The 13,136-nt window shown below is 65.0% G+C and carries 14 protein-coding genes; 8 read left to right on the forward strand and 6 right to left on the reverse strand.

Going from position 1 to position 13,136, the window contains the following annotated elements:
• Positions 1-22: 22 nt before the first annotated feature.
• Positions 23-640, reverse strand: a complete 618-nt coding sequence (locus ACSQ3E_RS02555) for a TetR/AcrR family transcriptional regulator (protein WP_436121494.1) — start codon at positions 638-640, stop codon at positions 23-25.
• 143 nt (positions 641-783) lie between these two features.
• Between ACSQ3E_RS02555 and ACSQ3E_RS02560 the strand changes: the two genes are divergently transcribed.
• The 3 genes from ACSQ3E_RS02560 to ACSQ3E_RS02570 all read left to right on the forward strand — a co-directional run bounded on the left by ACSQ3E_RS02560 (position 784) and on the right by ACSQ3E_RS02570 (position 2,586).
• The gene (locus tag ACSQ3E_RS02560) at positions 784-1,482 is read left to right on the forward strand and encodes a PspA/IM30 family protein (protein WP_436121495.1); all 699 of its coding nucleotides are present in this window, start codon (positions 784-786) and stop codon (positions 1,480-1,482) included.
• Positions 1,483-1,513: 31 nt separating this feature from the next.
• On the forward strand, positions 1,514-1,774 hold the full coding sequence (locus ACSQ3E_RS02565) for a YiaA/YiaB family inner membrane protein (RefSeq protein WP_115731274.1): 261 nt from the start codon (positions 1,514-1,516) through the stop codon (positions 1,772-1,774).
• 155 nt (positions 1,775-1,929) lie between these two features.
• Positions 1,930-2,586, forward strand: a complete 657-nt coding sequence (locus ACSQ3E_RS02570; RefSeq protein WP_436121496.1) for a methyltransferase family protein — start codon at positions 1,930-1,932, stop codon at positions 2,584-2,586.
• 4 nt (positions 2,587-2,590) lie between these two features.
• Here the strand turns inward: ACSQ3E_RS02570 and ACSQ3E_RS02575 are convergent, their stop codons facing one another.
• Both ACSQ3E_RS02575 and ACSQ3E_RS02580 read right to left on the reverse strand, forming a co-directional pair.
• Entirely contained in the window at positions 2,591-2,848 is a 258-nt protein-coding gene (locus ACSQ3E_RS02575) for a putative hemolysin (RefSeq protein WP_436121497.1), read from the reverse strand.
• A gap of 122 nt (positions 2,849-2,970) precedes the next feature.
• Positions 2,971-4,053 carry a citrate synthase gene (locus tag ACSQ3E_RS02580; protein ID WP_436121498.1) on the reverse strand — a complete coding sequence of 361 codons (1,083 nt, stop codon included), beginning with the start codon at positions 4,051-4,053 and terminating at the stop codon, positions 2,971-2,973.
• Between the two features lie 75 nt (positions 4,054-4,128).
• Here ACSQ3E_RS02580 and ACSQ3E_RS02585 point away from each other — a divergent pair, with 75 nt between their 5' ends.
• Together ACSQ3E_RS02585 and ACSQ3E_RS02590 are read left to right on the forward strand one after the other, a co-directional pair.
• Positions 4,129-5,334 carry a citrate synthase family protein gene (locus tag ACSQ3E_RS02585; RefSeq protein ID WP_436121499.1) on the forward strand — a complete coding sequence of 402 codons (1,206 nt, stop codon included), beginning with the start codon at positions 4,129-4,131 and terminating at the stop codon, positions 5,332-5,334.
• A gap of 74 nt (positions 5,335-5,408) precedes the next feature.
• Positions 5,409-5,795 carry a DUF1801 domain-containing protein gene (locus ACSQ3E_RS02590; RefSeq protein WP_436121500.1) on the forward strand — a complete coding sequence of 129 codons (387 nt, stop codon included), beginning with the start codon at positions 5,409-5,411 and terminating at the stop codon, positions 5,793-5,795.
• Here ACSQ3E_RS02590 and ACSQ3E_RS02595 read toward each other — a convergent pair.
• Positions 5,792-6,469: a TetR/AcrR family transcriptional regulator gene (locus ACSQ3E_RS02595; protein ID WP_436121501.1), complete on the reverse strand. Its 678-nt coding sequence runs from the start codon at positions 6,467-6,469 to the stop codon at positions 5,792-5,794. The genes ACSQ3E_RS02590 and ACSQ3E_RS02595 overlap by 4 nt on opposite strands.
• Before the next feature lie 17 nt (positions 6,470-6,486).
• On the opposite strand from ACSQ3E_RS02595, the gene ACSQ3E_RS02600 reads away from it, so the two are divergent.
• The 3 genes from ACSQ3E_RS02600 to ACSQ3E_RS02610 all read left to right on the forward strand — a co-directional run bounded on the left by ACSQ3E_RS02600 (position 6,487) and on the right by ACSQ3E_RS02610 (position 8,590).
• Positions 6,487-7,245 (forward strand): SDR family oxidoreductase, encoded by a 759-nt coding sequence (locus ACSQ3E_RS02600; protein WP_436121502.1) that lies wholly within the window; start codon positions 6,487-6,489, stop codon positions 7,243-7,245.
• Between the two features lie 31 nt (positions 7,246-7,276).
• A complete protein-coding gene (locus ACSQ3E_RS02605) occupies positions 7,277-7,834 on the forward strand; it encodes a class I SAM-dependent methyltransferase (protein WP_436121503.1) in 558 nt (185 codons plus the stop codon).
• A gap of 99 nt (positions 7,835-7,933) precedes the next feature.
• Positions 7,934-8,590: a DUF930 domain-containing protein gene (locus ACSQ3E_RS02610; protein ID WP_436121504.1), complete on the forward strand. Its 657-nt coding sequence runs from the start codon at positions 7,934-7,936 to the stop codon at positions 8,588-8,590.
• 55 nt (positions 8,591-8,645) lie between these two features.
• Here the strand turns inward: ACSQ3E_RS02610 and rpoD are convergent, their stop codons facing one another.
• A complete protein-coding gene (rpoD, locus tag ACSQ3E_RS02615; protein WP_310316597.1) occupies positions 8,646-10,670 on the reverse strand; it encodes an RNA polymerase sigma factor RpoD in 2,025 nt (674 codons plus the stop codon).
• Positions 10,671-10,995: 325 nt separating this feature from the next.
• Positions 10,996-12,951, reverse strand: a complete 1,956-nt coding sequence (gene dnaG, locus ACSQ3E_RS02620; RefSeq protein WP_436121505.1) for a DNA primase — start codon at positions 12,949-12,951, stop codon at positions 10,996-10,998.
• Positions 12,952-13,136: the final 185 nt, after the last annotated feature.

Consider the following 13,136-nt stretch of genomic DNA (forward strand, 5'->3'; position numbering starts at 1 on the left):
CAGTCGCGCGGGTCTCCTCCCGTCAGGCGCCTGCCTGCTGCCTGAGGCCGGCGACGAAGGTCGTCACCAGAAGCGTGACCTGCTCCGACACGTCGCCTCGCCTGCCCTCGATGTCGTCGGTCGCGTAACCGACCGTGACGATGCCGTGGACACTGGACCACAAGACATGGGCCGCCGTTCCTCGCCGCCGCGGATCGGTTATCAGGCCGCTCTTCTCCAGAATATCGGCGATCAGCAAGAAGCTGCTGGACAGCCGCTCCTCATAAGCCTTGGTTTCGTCGGAAGGCGGTCCGGCAAGACCCGTGGCCAACAGCGACTGCCAGCTGCCAGGATTGTCGCCAACGAAACGCTGATAGACCCCGGCGAGTGCCAGCAGCAGCCGGACCGGATCGGTCACGCCCTGGCGCTCCAGATCGCCGAGCACCTGTTTGCCGGCCGCATCCAGCCGTTCGAGCAGCCTTGTGTTGACCGCCCGCAGGATACCGGTCAGGTCGCCGAACAGATTGTAGACCGAGCCGACTGCGATGCCGGCCTCGCTGGCGATGGTGCGCGCCTGCAACTTGGCGGCGCCTCCTTCGTTGAGCAGCCGCTCGGCGATGCCGAGCACCCGCTCCTTCGTCTCGTTGCGATCCAGCGCCATCTTGTTTCCTGCCTGTGTTGAAGGCCCGCCTTGCCATCCAGATAGCACGACATGGCCAAAATGAACATCGTTCAAAATTCTACTTGAACAATGTTCATTTTGTGGTAGCCTTCAAATATGAACAATGTTCAAGGGAGGGAAGCATGATACGGAATGTCTTCAAGTCGTTGCTGGCGGTAGCGGGAGCCAAGGCTGAAACCGGTCTTGAGAACCGCTTTGCCATCGACCTGCTCGAACAGCACATCAGGAATGCCCAGTCCGGCCTGAGCGCCGCCAAGCAGACCCTGGCAACGATCGTCATCCGGCACCGTGGCGAGCAGGCGGCACTCTCGCGCCTTGCCCAGCGCATCAGCGACCTCGAACAGCGGACCGCCAGTGCGCTTCATGCCGGCGCCAATGAACTGGCCCATGACGGCGCAACCGTCATCGCCGAGTTGGAGAACGAACGCGCCGTTCGCCAGGCGACGCTGGCAGCGCTGGAGCAGCGGATCACCCGCATGCGGCTCTCCATCGAAAAGGCTCATGCCAAGATCGTCGACCTCAACCAGGGCCTGATCTCGGCCAGGGCGCTCGACGCCGAGCATCGCGCCCAGCGCGGCCTCAACCGCTCGCTCGGCGGCTCCACCGGTTTCAAGGAGGCGGAAGCTCTCATCGCCCGCATCCACGACCGCAGCGACCCGCTCGAGGAAGCCTTCGTCATCGACGCCATCGACGACGAACTGAGCGGCGATGCAGTCCGCACGAGACTGGCGAATGCCGGCCACGGTCTACCCGTCAGGATCGACGCGACCCAGGTCCTTCAGCGCCTCGCAGCCGCTACCGAAATCTCGTCAACCAATTGATCCCGACATCTCGTCAACCAAGGAGGAATTCATGAGCCCGAACCAGACCTACATCCTGTTCAACGCCGCTTCCGTCGCCGTCGCCTACTTCATGCTCGCACTGTCCCTGTGGCTAGCGCCGGTCGACCTCTCCACCAAGGGCTATTGGGGCATGGGCGTGCTGCTACTCACCGGCGCCCTCGTCAATCTGGTCAAGTACCGCATGGACGACCGCCTCGCCGCAGAACTGACGGCCAAGATCGAAAAGGCCCGCAACGAAAAGCTGCTCAGCGAATATGTCGGCAAGGAATAAGAAAGTAACCCGGACCGCTCGGTGAAAGTAGAACGGGCCGGACTCTTGAATACTCAAGGCGGCTCGCGCGGGTACACGCCGTGCGGGCCGCTCTTGCATTGTAGGCCATGTTTTCCGCTAAGATGGGAGCACTCGCATCGGGGCCACGAAAAACTATGCCTTCTCTGAAGATACTTATCCTTGGCGTGGCCGGAACGCTTGTCAGCCTCGGGCTTGCCATCGTCGGCGCGGGCGGCTTCGCGGCCTTTTTCGCCAACCCGGCCCGCACCGCTGCCGCGATCCTCACCGTCGTCCTGATGGCCGCAGCCCTGGTCAGCGGCGCAAATCTCAACTCGGGCGAGCAGGAGGACCGCGCCAATCGCTGGGTGCTGCCGGCGCTCGGCGTCATCGGCCTGCTCAGTGCCTTCCTGCCTGCCTACACTGACCGCATCGATTTCTGGGCCATCGGCGGCGAAACGGTCCGCTGGATCGGCGTCGTGCTGTTCGCCGCCGGCGGCGTGCTCAGGCTGTGGCCGTTCTTCGTCCTCGGCAGCCGATTCAGCGGGCTTGTCGCCATCCAATCGGGGCACAGGCTGGTCACCTCGGGCATCTATGCGCTCATCCGCCATCCCAGCTATCTCGGCCTGCTGTTCAATGCGCTCGGTTGGGCGCTTGTCTTCCGCTCCGGCCTGGGTGTCATCCTGGTCGGCCTCACCGTGGTGCCGCTGGTCGCCCGCATCCTCTCCGAGGAACGCCTGTTGCGCGGCCACTTCGGCGCCGAATACGACGCCTATGCTAGCCGCACCTGGCGGCTCGTGCCCGGCCTCTATTGAGGGCCTAGTCCTTCGGCGCCACGCATTTCTTGTCGCGGAACAGCGCCCATTCCTCGCAGATGCTGCCGTCGGGCATGCGGCAATAGCCGGTCTCGTTGCCGGCTGCGTCCTTGCGGATCTCGAGCTTGCCGCCGATGTTGCCGCAATGCACCGAGGCCGGATTGGCCATGCCAATGGGCTTTTGCGCCGGTGCCGCCGCAGCTCCCATCACAACAAGCGAAATGGCCGCCAGTCCTACAGAGCTCGCCACAAGCCGCCGCATCGCACCCTCCCTTCAAGCTTGCTGTCCAATCGCAACTAGCGTTGCGCCAGTCAAAGGCAATTGCCAAATGAAAAAGCCCGGGATTCTGCTCGGGCTTTTCGGAAGTGCTGGCGACCGCCGCTTCAGGCCGGCATCGGCCCGGTGTAGACCGACGCTGGCCGCAGCAGACGGCCGGTGCGCTGCTGTTCCAGCGCATGCGCGACCCAGCCCGCCGTGCGGCCAACCGCGAACACGGGCGTGAACGCCTCGCGTGGAATGTTGAGCGCACCGAGCAGGATCGCCGTGTAGAATTCGACATTGGTGTCGAGACGCCGGCCCGGCTTGGCGCGGGCAAGCGCCTCGCGGGCATAACCCTCGACCTCGGCGGCAAGACCGAGATCCATGCCCTCGGAGCCCAGCGTGCCCACCGACCGCTTCAGCACGTCGGCGCGCGGATCGCGCACCTTGTAGATGCGATGGCCAAAACCCATCAGGCGCTCGCCGCGCGCCAGAGCCGCGTCGATCCAGGTGGCGATGTTGTCGGCCTTGCCGATCGCTTCAAGCATGTCGAGCACCGGCGCGGGTGCTCCGCCATGCAGCGGGCCCGAAAGCGCGCAATAGCCAGCCGTCACCGCCATGAACAGATCCGCCTGCGTCGAGGCGACGACACGGGCGGCGAAAGTCGAGGCGTTCATGCCGTGGTCGCTGACCGTCACCAGATAGGCGTCGAGTGCCGCCGCTTCCGCGTCGCTCGCCACGGCGCCACGCATCATCCGCAGCATGTCGGCGGCCTGGCCGAGGCTGGCGTCTGGTGCCACGGGTGCCAGGCCTTCAGCACTTCGCGCAAGAGCAGCCGCCAGAACCGGCATCGCGCCGAGAAGTGCGACCTCGTCGTCGAGCCCCTCTTCCTTGTCGATCGCGGCGATCGCCGCGCGGAAACCGGCGCCGAGCGCCAGGCCCTCGGTCGCGGGCAAAATCTTGTCGAGCCGCGCAAAGGCGCGGACACGTGCTTCGCCGAGCTTCGCCCTCAATTCACCAGCGTCAGTTTCCTTGCCGGCTGCCGAAAGCAGCCGCGCGGCTGCACCTTCGAAATCGGTCTCGGCCGCCAGCTGGGCGACGCGGCTGCCGGCGATGATCAGTTCGCCACCCTCGCCGTCGACATGGGAAAGTGCGGTCATGGCCGCGGTCACGCCGTCCAGTCCGGCGGTGGTCTGATGAAGTGTCATGGGGCTTGCTCCTTGCTGCACTGCAGAAAGATGCGGCTCTTTTCATATTGATCAATCTTGATTAGCTTGATCAATATGAAAAAAGCCTCCGAACCGCTCTATCTCTCCGCCCGCGAGGCCGCAGGCGAGCTCGCCGTTTCGCCGGCTACGCTTTATGCCTATGTCAGCCGCGGCCTGATCCGATCCGAACCGTCAGATGACGCCCGCGCCCGGCGCTACCGCGCCGACGATGTCCGCGCCCTTCTGGCGCGGCGCGCGCCGGCCGGTCTCGCCAGCGCCGGCGAGACAGAGGCGCCGGTTCTCGACTCGGCGATTTCGACCATCACAAGCGAAGGTTCGGTCTATCGCGGCGTCCAGGCGGTGGCGCTCGCCGAACATGCGACGCTGGAGCAGGCGGCGACGCTTCTGTGGGACATGAACGACGCCGACCCCTTCGCCGCCGCCAACATGCCTGTCGTCAGCGACACCATGCGCGCGGTAGCCTCGGTCACCACCGGCGAGGCGCCCATCCCGCGCGCCATCGCCATGCTGGCGCTGGCCGGCGGCAACGATTCGCGTGCCTTCAACCGCTCGCGCCAGGGCCGCGTCGAGGTCGGAGCGCGGGCCGTTCGCCTGCTCACCTCGGGCATCCTCGGCACCACGCCCTCGCCCGCGCCGATTCACCTGCAGGTGGCCAACGCCTGGGCGCCCAGCCATCCGCACGCCCAGGCGATCTTCCGCCGCGCGCTGGTACTGCTCGCCGACCACGAGCTCAATCCCTCAACCTGGACGGTGCGCTGCGCCGCCTCGACCGGCATCAACCTCTACGATGCGCTGATCGCGGGCCTGGTGGCACTCAAGGGCCCACGGCATGGCGGCGCCGGACCGCTGGCTGCCCATATGGTGGCCGATTTCGCCGCCACCGATGTCGCCGCCAACATCCGCGAGCGCGTCGCCATCGGCGACCGCATCCCCGGCTTCGGCCACACCGTCTACCGCGATGGCGACCCGCGCGCCGACAGCCTGCTGGCGGCCTTGGCCGAAGCGGGCGCCGACCGGCGCCTCGCTGTCGAAGCGCCGACGCTGATCACCGAAGCCACCGGCCTGCACCCCAACATCGACTATGCGCTGGCGGTGATGGTGCGCACCTTCGGGCTGCCGATCGGCCATGAGACGGCATTCTTTGCCATCGCCCGCTCCATAGGCTGGGTCGCACACGCCATCGAGCAGCTGACCTCGGGTGTGCTGATCCGCCCGCGCGCCCGCTATGTCGGGCCAGCACTGGGGCGCGGCGGCAGCTAGCCTCGAACGTTGCACACCGTATGGCGCAGCCGGCGCGACCGGGATAGCGTCCCAGCCGAAGGGGAACAGCCCAGATGATGCGCAAGGAAGTTCCGGCGGAAAGCCCCGAGGCCTATGTCGCGGCCTTGAGCGGCTGGCGCCGCGACATCGTCGAGACACTGCGCGCCGCCAGCCGCGCCGCCGGCGATCCCGAGGCGCGCATCAAATGGGGTCACATCGTCTGCTTTTCCAACGGGCCGGTGCTTCTCATCCGCGCCGAGGAAGCCCGCGTGCTGTTCGGCTTCTGGCGCGGCAAGCGGTTGCGCGGCATCGAGCCAAGGCTGAAAGCCGGCGGCAAGTATGAGCTCGCCACCATGGAGTATCGCGAGGGCGACACGGTGGATATGGCTCTCGCCGAAAAGCTCGTCCGGGAAGCGGTGCGGCTGAATGCCGAGGTCGGTGACCCGACCAAGAGCAGCTAGGCAGCCATGCCGAGGTAGCCGGCAACCGCCCGTCGCAGCCGTGCCTGCAGATCGTCGAAATCGCGCTCGCCGGCCCGAACGGCGGCGTCGACGATGCCTCGCGACAGCGACATCAGGTCAAACGCCGTCCGCTCCGGCTGTTCGATGCCGTGGTTGCGCAGAACGGCAACGACGAGGTCGCGCATGTCCGCCTTCAGGGCCACCGTCTCCTCGTCCAGCTTGAGCTCGAGCTCCTCGCGCTCAAGCGCCTGTGCCAGTGCCGGCCGCCTGAGATGATGGCGCAGGCTCGCCGCCACCATGGCATCGACGGCATGGGCAAGCCCCTTGCCTTCGGCGTCGCGCGCAGCGCTCACAAAATCCGCCAGCATCTCCTGCCGCATCTGGCGCACCAGCTCGGCCAATATCGCCTCCTTCGCCGGGAAGTATTGATAGAGCGTGCCGACAGAAACGCCTGCCAGGGCTGCGACATGATTGGTGGTGAGTCGTTCGCTGCCCGACGTCTCCAAAATGCGAGCAGCCGCCTCTAGGATCGCAGCGCAAGTGACCGCACTACGCTCTTGCCGCGGCGTCTTGCGGGGGGTCAGCCTGGACTTCAAAGCGTTTCTCGGATGCGAGTAGTGGGACGAGCGATTGTTAGCAATATTTCCCGCACCCAAACAGGGGTCAACAGCCAAGCCGGCCGGGTCAGGGAATGCACCAGAGTTTCGACTTCAACAACAGGACCGTGCTCGTCACCGGCGGCGCGCGCGGCATCGGCCTGGAGCTCTCCCGCCAGCTGGTCGCCAAGGGTGCGCATGTGATCGCGATCGGGCGCGACGCGGCCTCGCTGGACGCATTGGCGATGCAGCTCCATGGTTCGGTCACCATCATGCAGGCCGATCTCGGTTCGCCTGATAGTGCCGAGGCCCTGTCACAATGGGTTCGCGAAACGCGCCCAGAATGCAGCGTTTTGATCAACAATGCCGCGATCATTCATCACGCCGACCTGACGGTGAACAGCCTGGACCGGCTCGACGCCATGTCAGCCGAGATTGCGGTCAACCTGACCGCACCGCTGCAGCTGTCGGTCGCGATGCTACCGGTGCTGTCCGCTCATTCCTCTGCGGCCATCGTCAACATCACCTCCGGCCTCGCCATCGCGCCGAAGCGTGAGGCCGCCGTCTACTGCGCCAGCAAGGCCGCCCTGCGCAGCTTCACCCGCTCGCTGCGCGACCAGTGCCGTGCTGCGAAGCTTTCGATCCAGGTGACCGAAGCCGTCATGACGGTTGTCGACACCACGCTGTCGCGCGCCGGTTCGTTCCGGAAGTATCCGCCGGCGCGCGCTGCCGCCGACCTCCTTGCCGGCGTCGAACGCGGCCTCGACGAGATCTGGATCGAAAAGACCAAGCTTTTGCGCATCGTGCACCGGCTTTCGCCAGAGCTCGCCTATTGCATCATGCGCGACCGCTAACCACTTACGCCAAAAGCCAGGACCAGCAAGAATGACCGAATTCAACGCGTTCGCTGCCCAACTGTTGCGCCGGCCCCGCCAGGTGTCAGCCCTCGCCCCTTCATCGCCAAGCCTGTGCCAGCTCATGGCCAGCCAGCTGCCCCGCTGGGCCCGGCGGGTCGCCGAGTTCGGACCCGGCACCGGCAACATCACCCGCGAGATCCTGAAGCTCGGCATCGCCCCCGCCGACCTCTTCCTCTACGAGCTCAATCCGGTCTTCTGCAGCATGTTGCGCGACCGCCATCCCGATGTGACGGTCTTCGACGAGCCGGCGGAGAAACTGGCGTCCGTCGGCCCCCAGCACGTCGATGCAGTCGTCTCGGGCCTGCCGCTGCTGTCGATGACGGAGAGCCAACAGCAAGCCATCCTGTCAGCCGCCTTCTCGCGGCTCGGGCCCGACGGCGTCTACATCCAGTTCACCTACGGGCTGTTTTCGCCGCTGCGCCGCGGCATTGCCGAAAGCCTCTGCCTGGAATACACGCGCTCCCCCCGCGTCTGGCGCAACCTGCCGCCGGCGGTCGTCTACGTCTACCGGCGCAAGCGAAACTAGGCAGGCGTACGCAGCGCCGATGCCCGGCGCCGCAATCGCGCCACAGTGACAGGCGAACCAACCGGCTGCATCAAAAAGCCGGGTCGCATGACGCCTGCCGTGAAACTGGATCTTAGCTGGCCCGTCTCGGTGGCACTGCATGCCCTGCTGCTGGCGGCCATCTTGCTGGTGCCGAGGCCAAAGCCGTTCAAACTGCCGGCCGAAGATGCGGTACCGGTCGAACTGGTGGCGCCCGCGCCCACGCCAGCACCAGTCCAGTTGCCGCGCCAGCCAGAAACGCCCGCCACCCCGCCTCTGCCTGCTGCTCCCCTTGCGCCTGCCACTCCGGTCACGCCAAAACCCCAGGCTCCTGCCGCGCAGCGCCCCGCCATGGTCAAGGCGCACAGTTTCTACGCGGCAAAGCTGCTCGCCGACCCGCGCAGCCGCCACGCCAGGCAGGCGCTCGCCACCTTTGCGCCAGACGAACGGGCCGTCCAGCTCTGCAACATCGAGGCCATGGAGCAGATCCATCGCTGGAAGACAGAGCTCCGCCCTGACCTCGTGGTGCCTTATGCAACAAGCAATCTCAGGATCGACGAGGGCTCGATCCACGCACAGGGCGGAGCGTTCCGTTCCGAGCGCCGCTGGTACGCTGTGACCTTCTCTTGCAATGTCGCCCAAGGCGCTGTGTCGGCTTTCGAATTCAGCGTCGGCGAGGCAATCCCCGAGGCCAGATGGGCCGAATACAATCTCGTCGCCGGCGACCCGGAGGATTAAGCCCAAACGAAAAAAGCCCGGCTGGAGCCGGGCTTTTTGAACGATATGGATACGATCAGCTGTCGAGGAACGAGCGCAGCTTGCGCGAGCGGCTCGGGTGCTTGAGCTTGCGCAGCGCCTTGGCCTCGATCTGACGGATACGCTCGCGGGTGACCGAGAACTGCTGGCCGACCTCTTCGAGGGTGTGGTCGGTGTTCATGCCAATGCCGAAGCGCATGCGCAGCACGCGTTCCTCGCGCGGGGTGAGCGAGGCGAGCACGCGCGTGGTGGTCTCGCGCAGGTTCGCCTGGATCGCCGCGTCGATCGGCAGGATCGCCATCTTGTCCTCGATGAAATCGCCGAGGTGCGAATCCTCCTCGTCGCCGACAGGCGTTTCGAGCGAGATCGGCTCCTTGGCGATCTTCAGCACCTTGCGCACCTTCTCGAGCGGCATGGCGAGCTTTTCGGCCAGCTCTTCCGGCGTCGGCTCGCGGCCGATCTCGTGCAGCATCTGGCGCGACGTCCGGACGATCTTGTTGATCGTCTCGATCATGTGCACCGGAATGCGGATGGTGCGGGCCTGGTCGGCGATCGAACGGGTGATCGCCTGCCTGATCCACCAGGTGGCATAGGTCGAGAACTTGTAGCCGCGGCGGTACTCGAACTTGTCGACGGCCTTCATCAGGCCGATGTTGCCTTCCTGGATCAGATCCAGGAACTGCAGGCCGCGGTTAGTGTACTTCTTGGCGATCGAAATCACGAGGCGCAGGTTGGCCTCGACCATTTCCTTCTTGGCGATCGCTGCCTCGCGCTCGCCCTTCTGGACCTGGTTGACGATCTTGCGGAATTCCAGGATCGAGATCGCCGTCTCGGTGGCGAGGTTCTGAATCTCGGCGCGCAGGTCGCGGATCGCATCCTTCTCGTTCTTGGTGAACTCCTTCCAGCCACGGCTGGACAGGTTCGAGATCGAACGGATCCAGTTCGGGTCGAGCTCGGAGCCCTGGTATTCCTTCAGGAACTCGTCACGGCGCACGCCATAGCTTTCGGCGAGACGCAGCAGCTTGCCTTCGTTCTGCACCAGACGCTTGTTGATGTCGTAGAGCTGCTCGACAAGCGCCTCGATGCGGGCGTTGTTGAGCGACAGCGACTTCACGGCCTTGACGAGCTGGTCCTTCAGCTCCTTCAGGCGGCGGTCCTGGCTCGGCGACAGGGTGCCGGCGGCAGCGAGACGGTTCTCGACCTGCTGGTCCTGCAGCTTGCGCAGCTTCTTGTAGGTGTCGGCGATGACGTCGAGGGTTTCCATGACCTGCGGACGCAGTTCCGCTTCCATGGCAGCCAGCGACAGGCTGGCCTCGTCCTCGTCTTCCTCGTCATCCTCGCCACGGGTGTCGCCACCCACGTTGGTGATGTCGTCTTCTTCGTCGCCGCCGCGGCGGCGGCCGCCCTTCGGCTCTTCCTTGGGCTTGGCGTCTTCCTCGACGCGCTCGACGATCGGCGCCTGCTTGGCCTCGGGGCCGGCATAGGTCGCCTCGAGATCGATGATCTCGCGCAGCAGGATCTTGGCTTCGTTGAGTTCGTCGCGCCAGATGATGATGGCCTGGAAGGTCAGCGGGCTCTCGCACAGGCCGGCGATCATCGTCTCGCGGCCGGCTTCGATGCGCTTGGCGATGGCGATTTCGCCTTCACGCGACAGAAGCTCCACCGAACCCATTTCGCGCAGATACATGCGCACCGGGTCGTCGGTACGGTCGGTCGGCTCTTTCTTGGTCGTGGTGGCGGCGACGGCCGTGCCGGTCTGTTCGGCAAGCTCGTTGGCGTCTTCCTCGGCATCGCCTTCGGCGGCCTCGGCTTCCTCGCCCTGCTCGTCGTCCTCGACCACGTTGATGCCCATGTCGGAGAGCATCGCCATGGTGTCTTCGATCTGTTCGGAGGTCACTTCCTCCGACGGAAGCACCGCGTTGAGCTCGTCCATGGTGACATAGCCGCGTTTCTTCGCGACTTTGATCATCTTCTTGACAGCGTCATCGGAAAGGTCGAGCAAAGGTCCGTCTGGGGCGCCTTCGCGTTCGGTCTCGACCTCTTCCTTTTCTTTTGTCGCCATTCTTCGCTTTCTCCAGGCGGCCCGTCAGCCGCTTAAACTCTTGGACAGTGCAAATCAGATGCGCTCATCGAACCTGCGCCTGAACTGCCAGTAGCTGCACCTGTGTTAAGTCCAGATTAACCGTGATATCTGTGGCGGAATATCTTCCTGTCCAGTGACAAGTGCCCCAATCCGCATTTTCAGGCCATCGACACGACTGGCGACCTGGCCGCCGGTTAACTTTTTCGAATCGACCTGATTCCGTCATTCCGGCGGAAGGTCAAGCGCCTCTCGCATGATTCGCGTCAAAAAAGCGAATCAATTGCGGGATAATCGGTCCGCAGCGTCAGTTACGACCGCCCCGGCCCGAAGACACCCCGAAGCCTTCGATAAGCGCTTCGGTGGCCTGCACGTCGTGAAACTGCGCCTGAACTTCCACCAGATGTCGGTAGTTTTCGTCGGTAGGATCTGTAGCCAGCGCAGCTTCGGCCTGTTTCAGCTCCTTATGTAAGGTGCGGGCGCTGCGGTGCAAGTGCAACGTCTGCGCGAAGGCGTCGCGGGCGTCTTCGATCGCCGCGTCTTCGAACGCCGTCCATTGCCGGGCGCGCCGCGCCAGCGTCACGGCACGCTCCCACATCTCGGCGCAGGACGCGCGTTCGATCGCCGCCACCACCGCCTCGCGTGTGTTGGCCTCGCCATGCGCCATCGCATCTATCAGCACCGAATGCAGTTGCTTGAGCTCGCCATGGCTAAGATCGAGCCGTTCGACATGCTCGAAATTCTCGTCGATCAGCGAGGGGTGGTTGACGAGCGCAACGACAAGGGCCGCCTCGCGCAACGGCATGCCGGCGGTGCGCTTGACCATCGCCGAGCGCGCCAGACTTTCCGACACAGCGAGCCGGCCGGCCTGGACACCCGCGCCACCCTTGTTCCACTGGCCGCGCTCGCCGCCGCCTTTGTTGAACGAGCCTTTGTTGAATGATCCCTTGCCGCCGCCCTGCCCTTGCTGGCGGCCGCGCTGGTTGCCGAAAAAATTCAGCACCCGCTCGCGCATTTCCTGCTGGTAGTGATAGCGGACGCTCTCGTCCTTGATCCTGCTGGTCAGCTCGCGCAGCGTCTTTTCGAGCTCGGCGCGGCGCTCCGGCGTTTCGAACATCCCGCCCGACGTCTCGCGCATCCAGATCAGGTCGGACAGTGGCCGCGCGGCGTTGAGCACGGTGCGGAACGCTTCGGGCCCTTCCGCCTTGACCAGGTCGTCGGGGTCCTTGCCCTCGGGCAGCAGGGCGAAACGGGCCGTGTTTCCCGGTGCCACCAGCGGCAGCGCCAGGTCGGCGGCGCGGTAGGCGGCCTTGAGGCCCGCCTTGTCGCCGTCGAAGCACAGCACCGGCTCGCCCGACATGCGCCACAACAGCCCGAGCTGGTTTTCCGTCAGGGCCGTGCCGAGCGGCGCCACGACATTTTCGAAACCGGCCTGCGCCAGCGCGATCACATCCATGTAGCCTTCGACGGCAATCACAGTCCCGCCCTTTTGCAGCGCCTTGCGGGCACGGGCGAAATTGTAGAGCACGTTGCCCTTGTGGAAGAGATCGGTCTCCGGCGAGTTCAGGTACTTGGCCGAGATCTCAGCCGACATCGCACGCCCGCCGAAAGCGATGATGCGGCCACGCGAATCCGAGATCGGAAACATGATGCGGTCGCGGAAGCGGTCGTAGGACACCGGCACGTCCTCGAAGACGGTCAGCCCGCAGGCCTCCATCTGCGCCTTCTCGATGCCCTTGGAGGCGAGGAATTCCTTGAGCGCGTTGCGGCTGTCGGGCGCGAAGCCGAGCCGGAACTGCTGCTGCGTCGCCTGCGACAGCCCGCGGTCGCGCAGATACGCGCGTGCCCTCGCTCCGTCCGACGTCTGCAGCCTGTCCTCGAAGAATGTGGTCGCCAGCTCCATGACGTCGTGCAGCGAGGCGCGCTCGCGCTCGCGCCGCTCTTCCTGCGCATCGCGCGCCGGCATTGGCACGCCGGCCATCTCGGCGATGCGCTCGACGGCTTCGGGGAAACTCAGCCCGTCCATTTCGGTCAGGAAGCGGAAATGATCGCCCGTCACGCCGCAGCCGAAGCAATGATAGCGACCCTTGCGATCCTCGCAGTGGAACGATGGCGACTTCTCGCCATGGAACGGGCAACAGGCCCAGAAATCGCCTTTCTGGGTATTGGTTTTCTTGCGATCCCAGGTCACGCGCTGACCGATCACGGCCGAAATCGGCACGCGGTCACGTATCTCGCTCAAAAATCCGTCGGAAAAGCGCATCGGGTCCTGCTTGTTTCAAACTGATATAGGCGCTCGCCTCGCCGGACACGACTCCTATTCGCTGCCCACCCACGGACATGCCCGCTGTTCACAGCCTCGCCGGCGCAAACATCCGGCCGAACATCCGAATTGCGCCGTCCGCCGGTCGCTGTCGAACCGGAATTGCGGCCCTAGATATCACAATA

This window comes from Aminobacter sp. LjRoot7, from assembly GCF_964252895.1.
GTDB classification, from domain to species: Bacteria; Pseudomonadota; Alphaproteobacteria; order Rhizobiales; family Rhizobiaceae; genus Aminobacter; species Aminobacter aminovorans_B.

Excerpts from the sequence above, each read along its gene's own strand:
- dnaG (WP_436121505.1), bottom strand. The coding sequence starts at position 12,951 with ATGCGCTTTTCCGACGGATTTTTGAGCGAGATACGTGACCGCGTGCCG.
- ACSQ3E_RS02585 (WP_436121499.1), top strand. The coding sequence starts at position 4,129 with ATGAAAAAAGCCTCCGAACCGCTCTATCTCTCCGCCCGCGAGGCCGCA.
- ACSQ3E_RS02555 (WP_436121494.1), bottom strand. The coding sequence starts at position 640 with ATGGCGCTGGATCGCAACGAGACGAAGGAGCGGGTGCTCGGCATCGCC.
- ACSQ3E_RS02560 (WP_436121495.1), top strand. The coding sequence starts at position 784 with ATGATACGGAATGTCTTCAAGTCGTTGCTGGCGGTAGCGGGAGCCAAG.
- ACSQ3E_RS02580 (WP_436121498.1), bottom strand. The coding sequence starts at position 4,053 with ATGACACTTCATCAGACCACCGCCGGACTGGACGGCGTGACCGCGGCC.
- ACSQ3E_RS02605 (WP_436121503.1), top strand. The coding sequence starts at position 7,277 with ATGACCGAATTCAACGCGTTCGCTGCCCAACTGTTGCGCCGGCCCCGC.
- ACSQ3E_RS02590 (WP_436121500.1), top strand. The coding sequence starts at position 5,409 with ATGATGCGCAAGGAAGTTCCGGCGGAAAGCCCCGAGGCCTATGTCGCG.
- ACSQ3E_RS02575 (WP_436121497.1), bottom strand. The coding sequence starts at position 2,848 with ATGCGGCGGCTTGTGGCGAGCTCTGTAGGACTGGCGGCCATTTCGCTT.
- ACSQ3E_RS02565 (WP_115731274.1), top strand. The coding sequence starts at position 1,514 with ATGAGCCCGAACCAGACCTACATCCTGTTCAACGCCGCTTCCGTCGCC.
- ACSQ3E_RS02570 (WP_436121496.1), top strand. The coding sequence starts at position 1,930 with ATGCCTTCTCTGAAGATACTTATCCTTGGCGTGGCCGGAACGCTTGTC.
- rpoD (WP_310316597.1), bottom strand. The coding sequence starts at position 10,670 with ATGGCGACAAAAGAAAAGGAAGAGGTCGAGACCGAACGCGAAGGCGCC.
- ACSQ3E_RS02600 (WP_436121502.1), top strand. The coding sequence starts at position 6,487 with ATGCACCAGAGTTTCGACTTCAACAACAGGACCGTGCTCGTCACCGGC.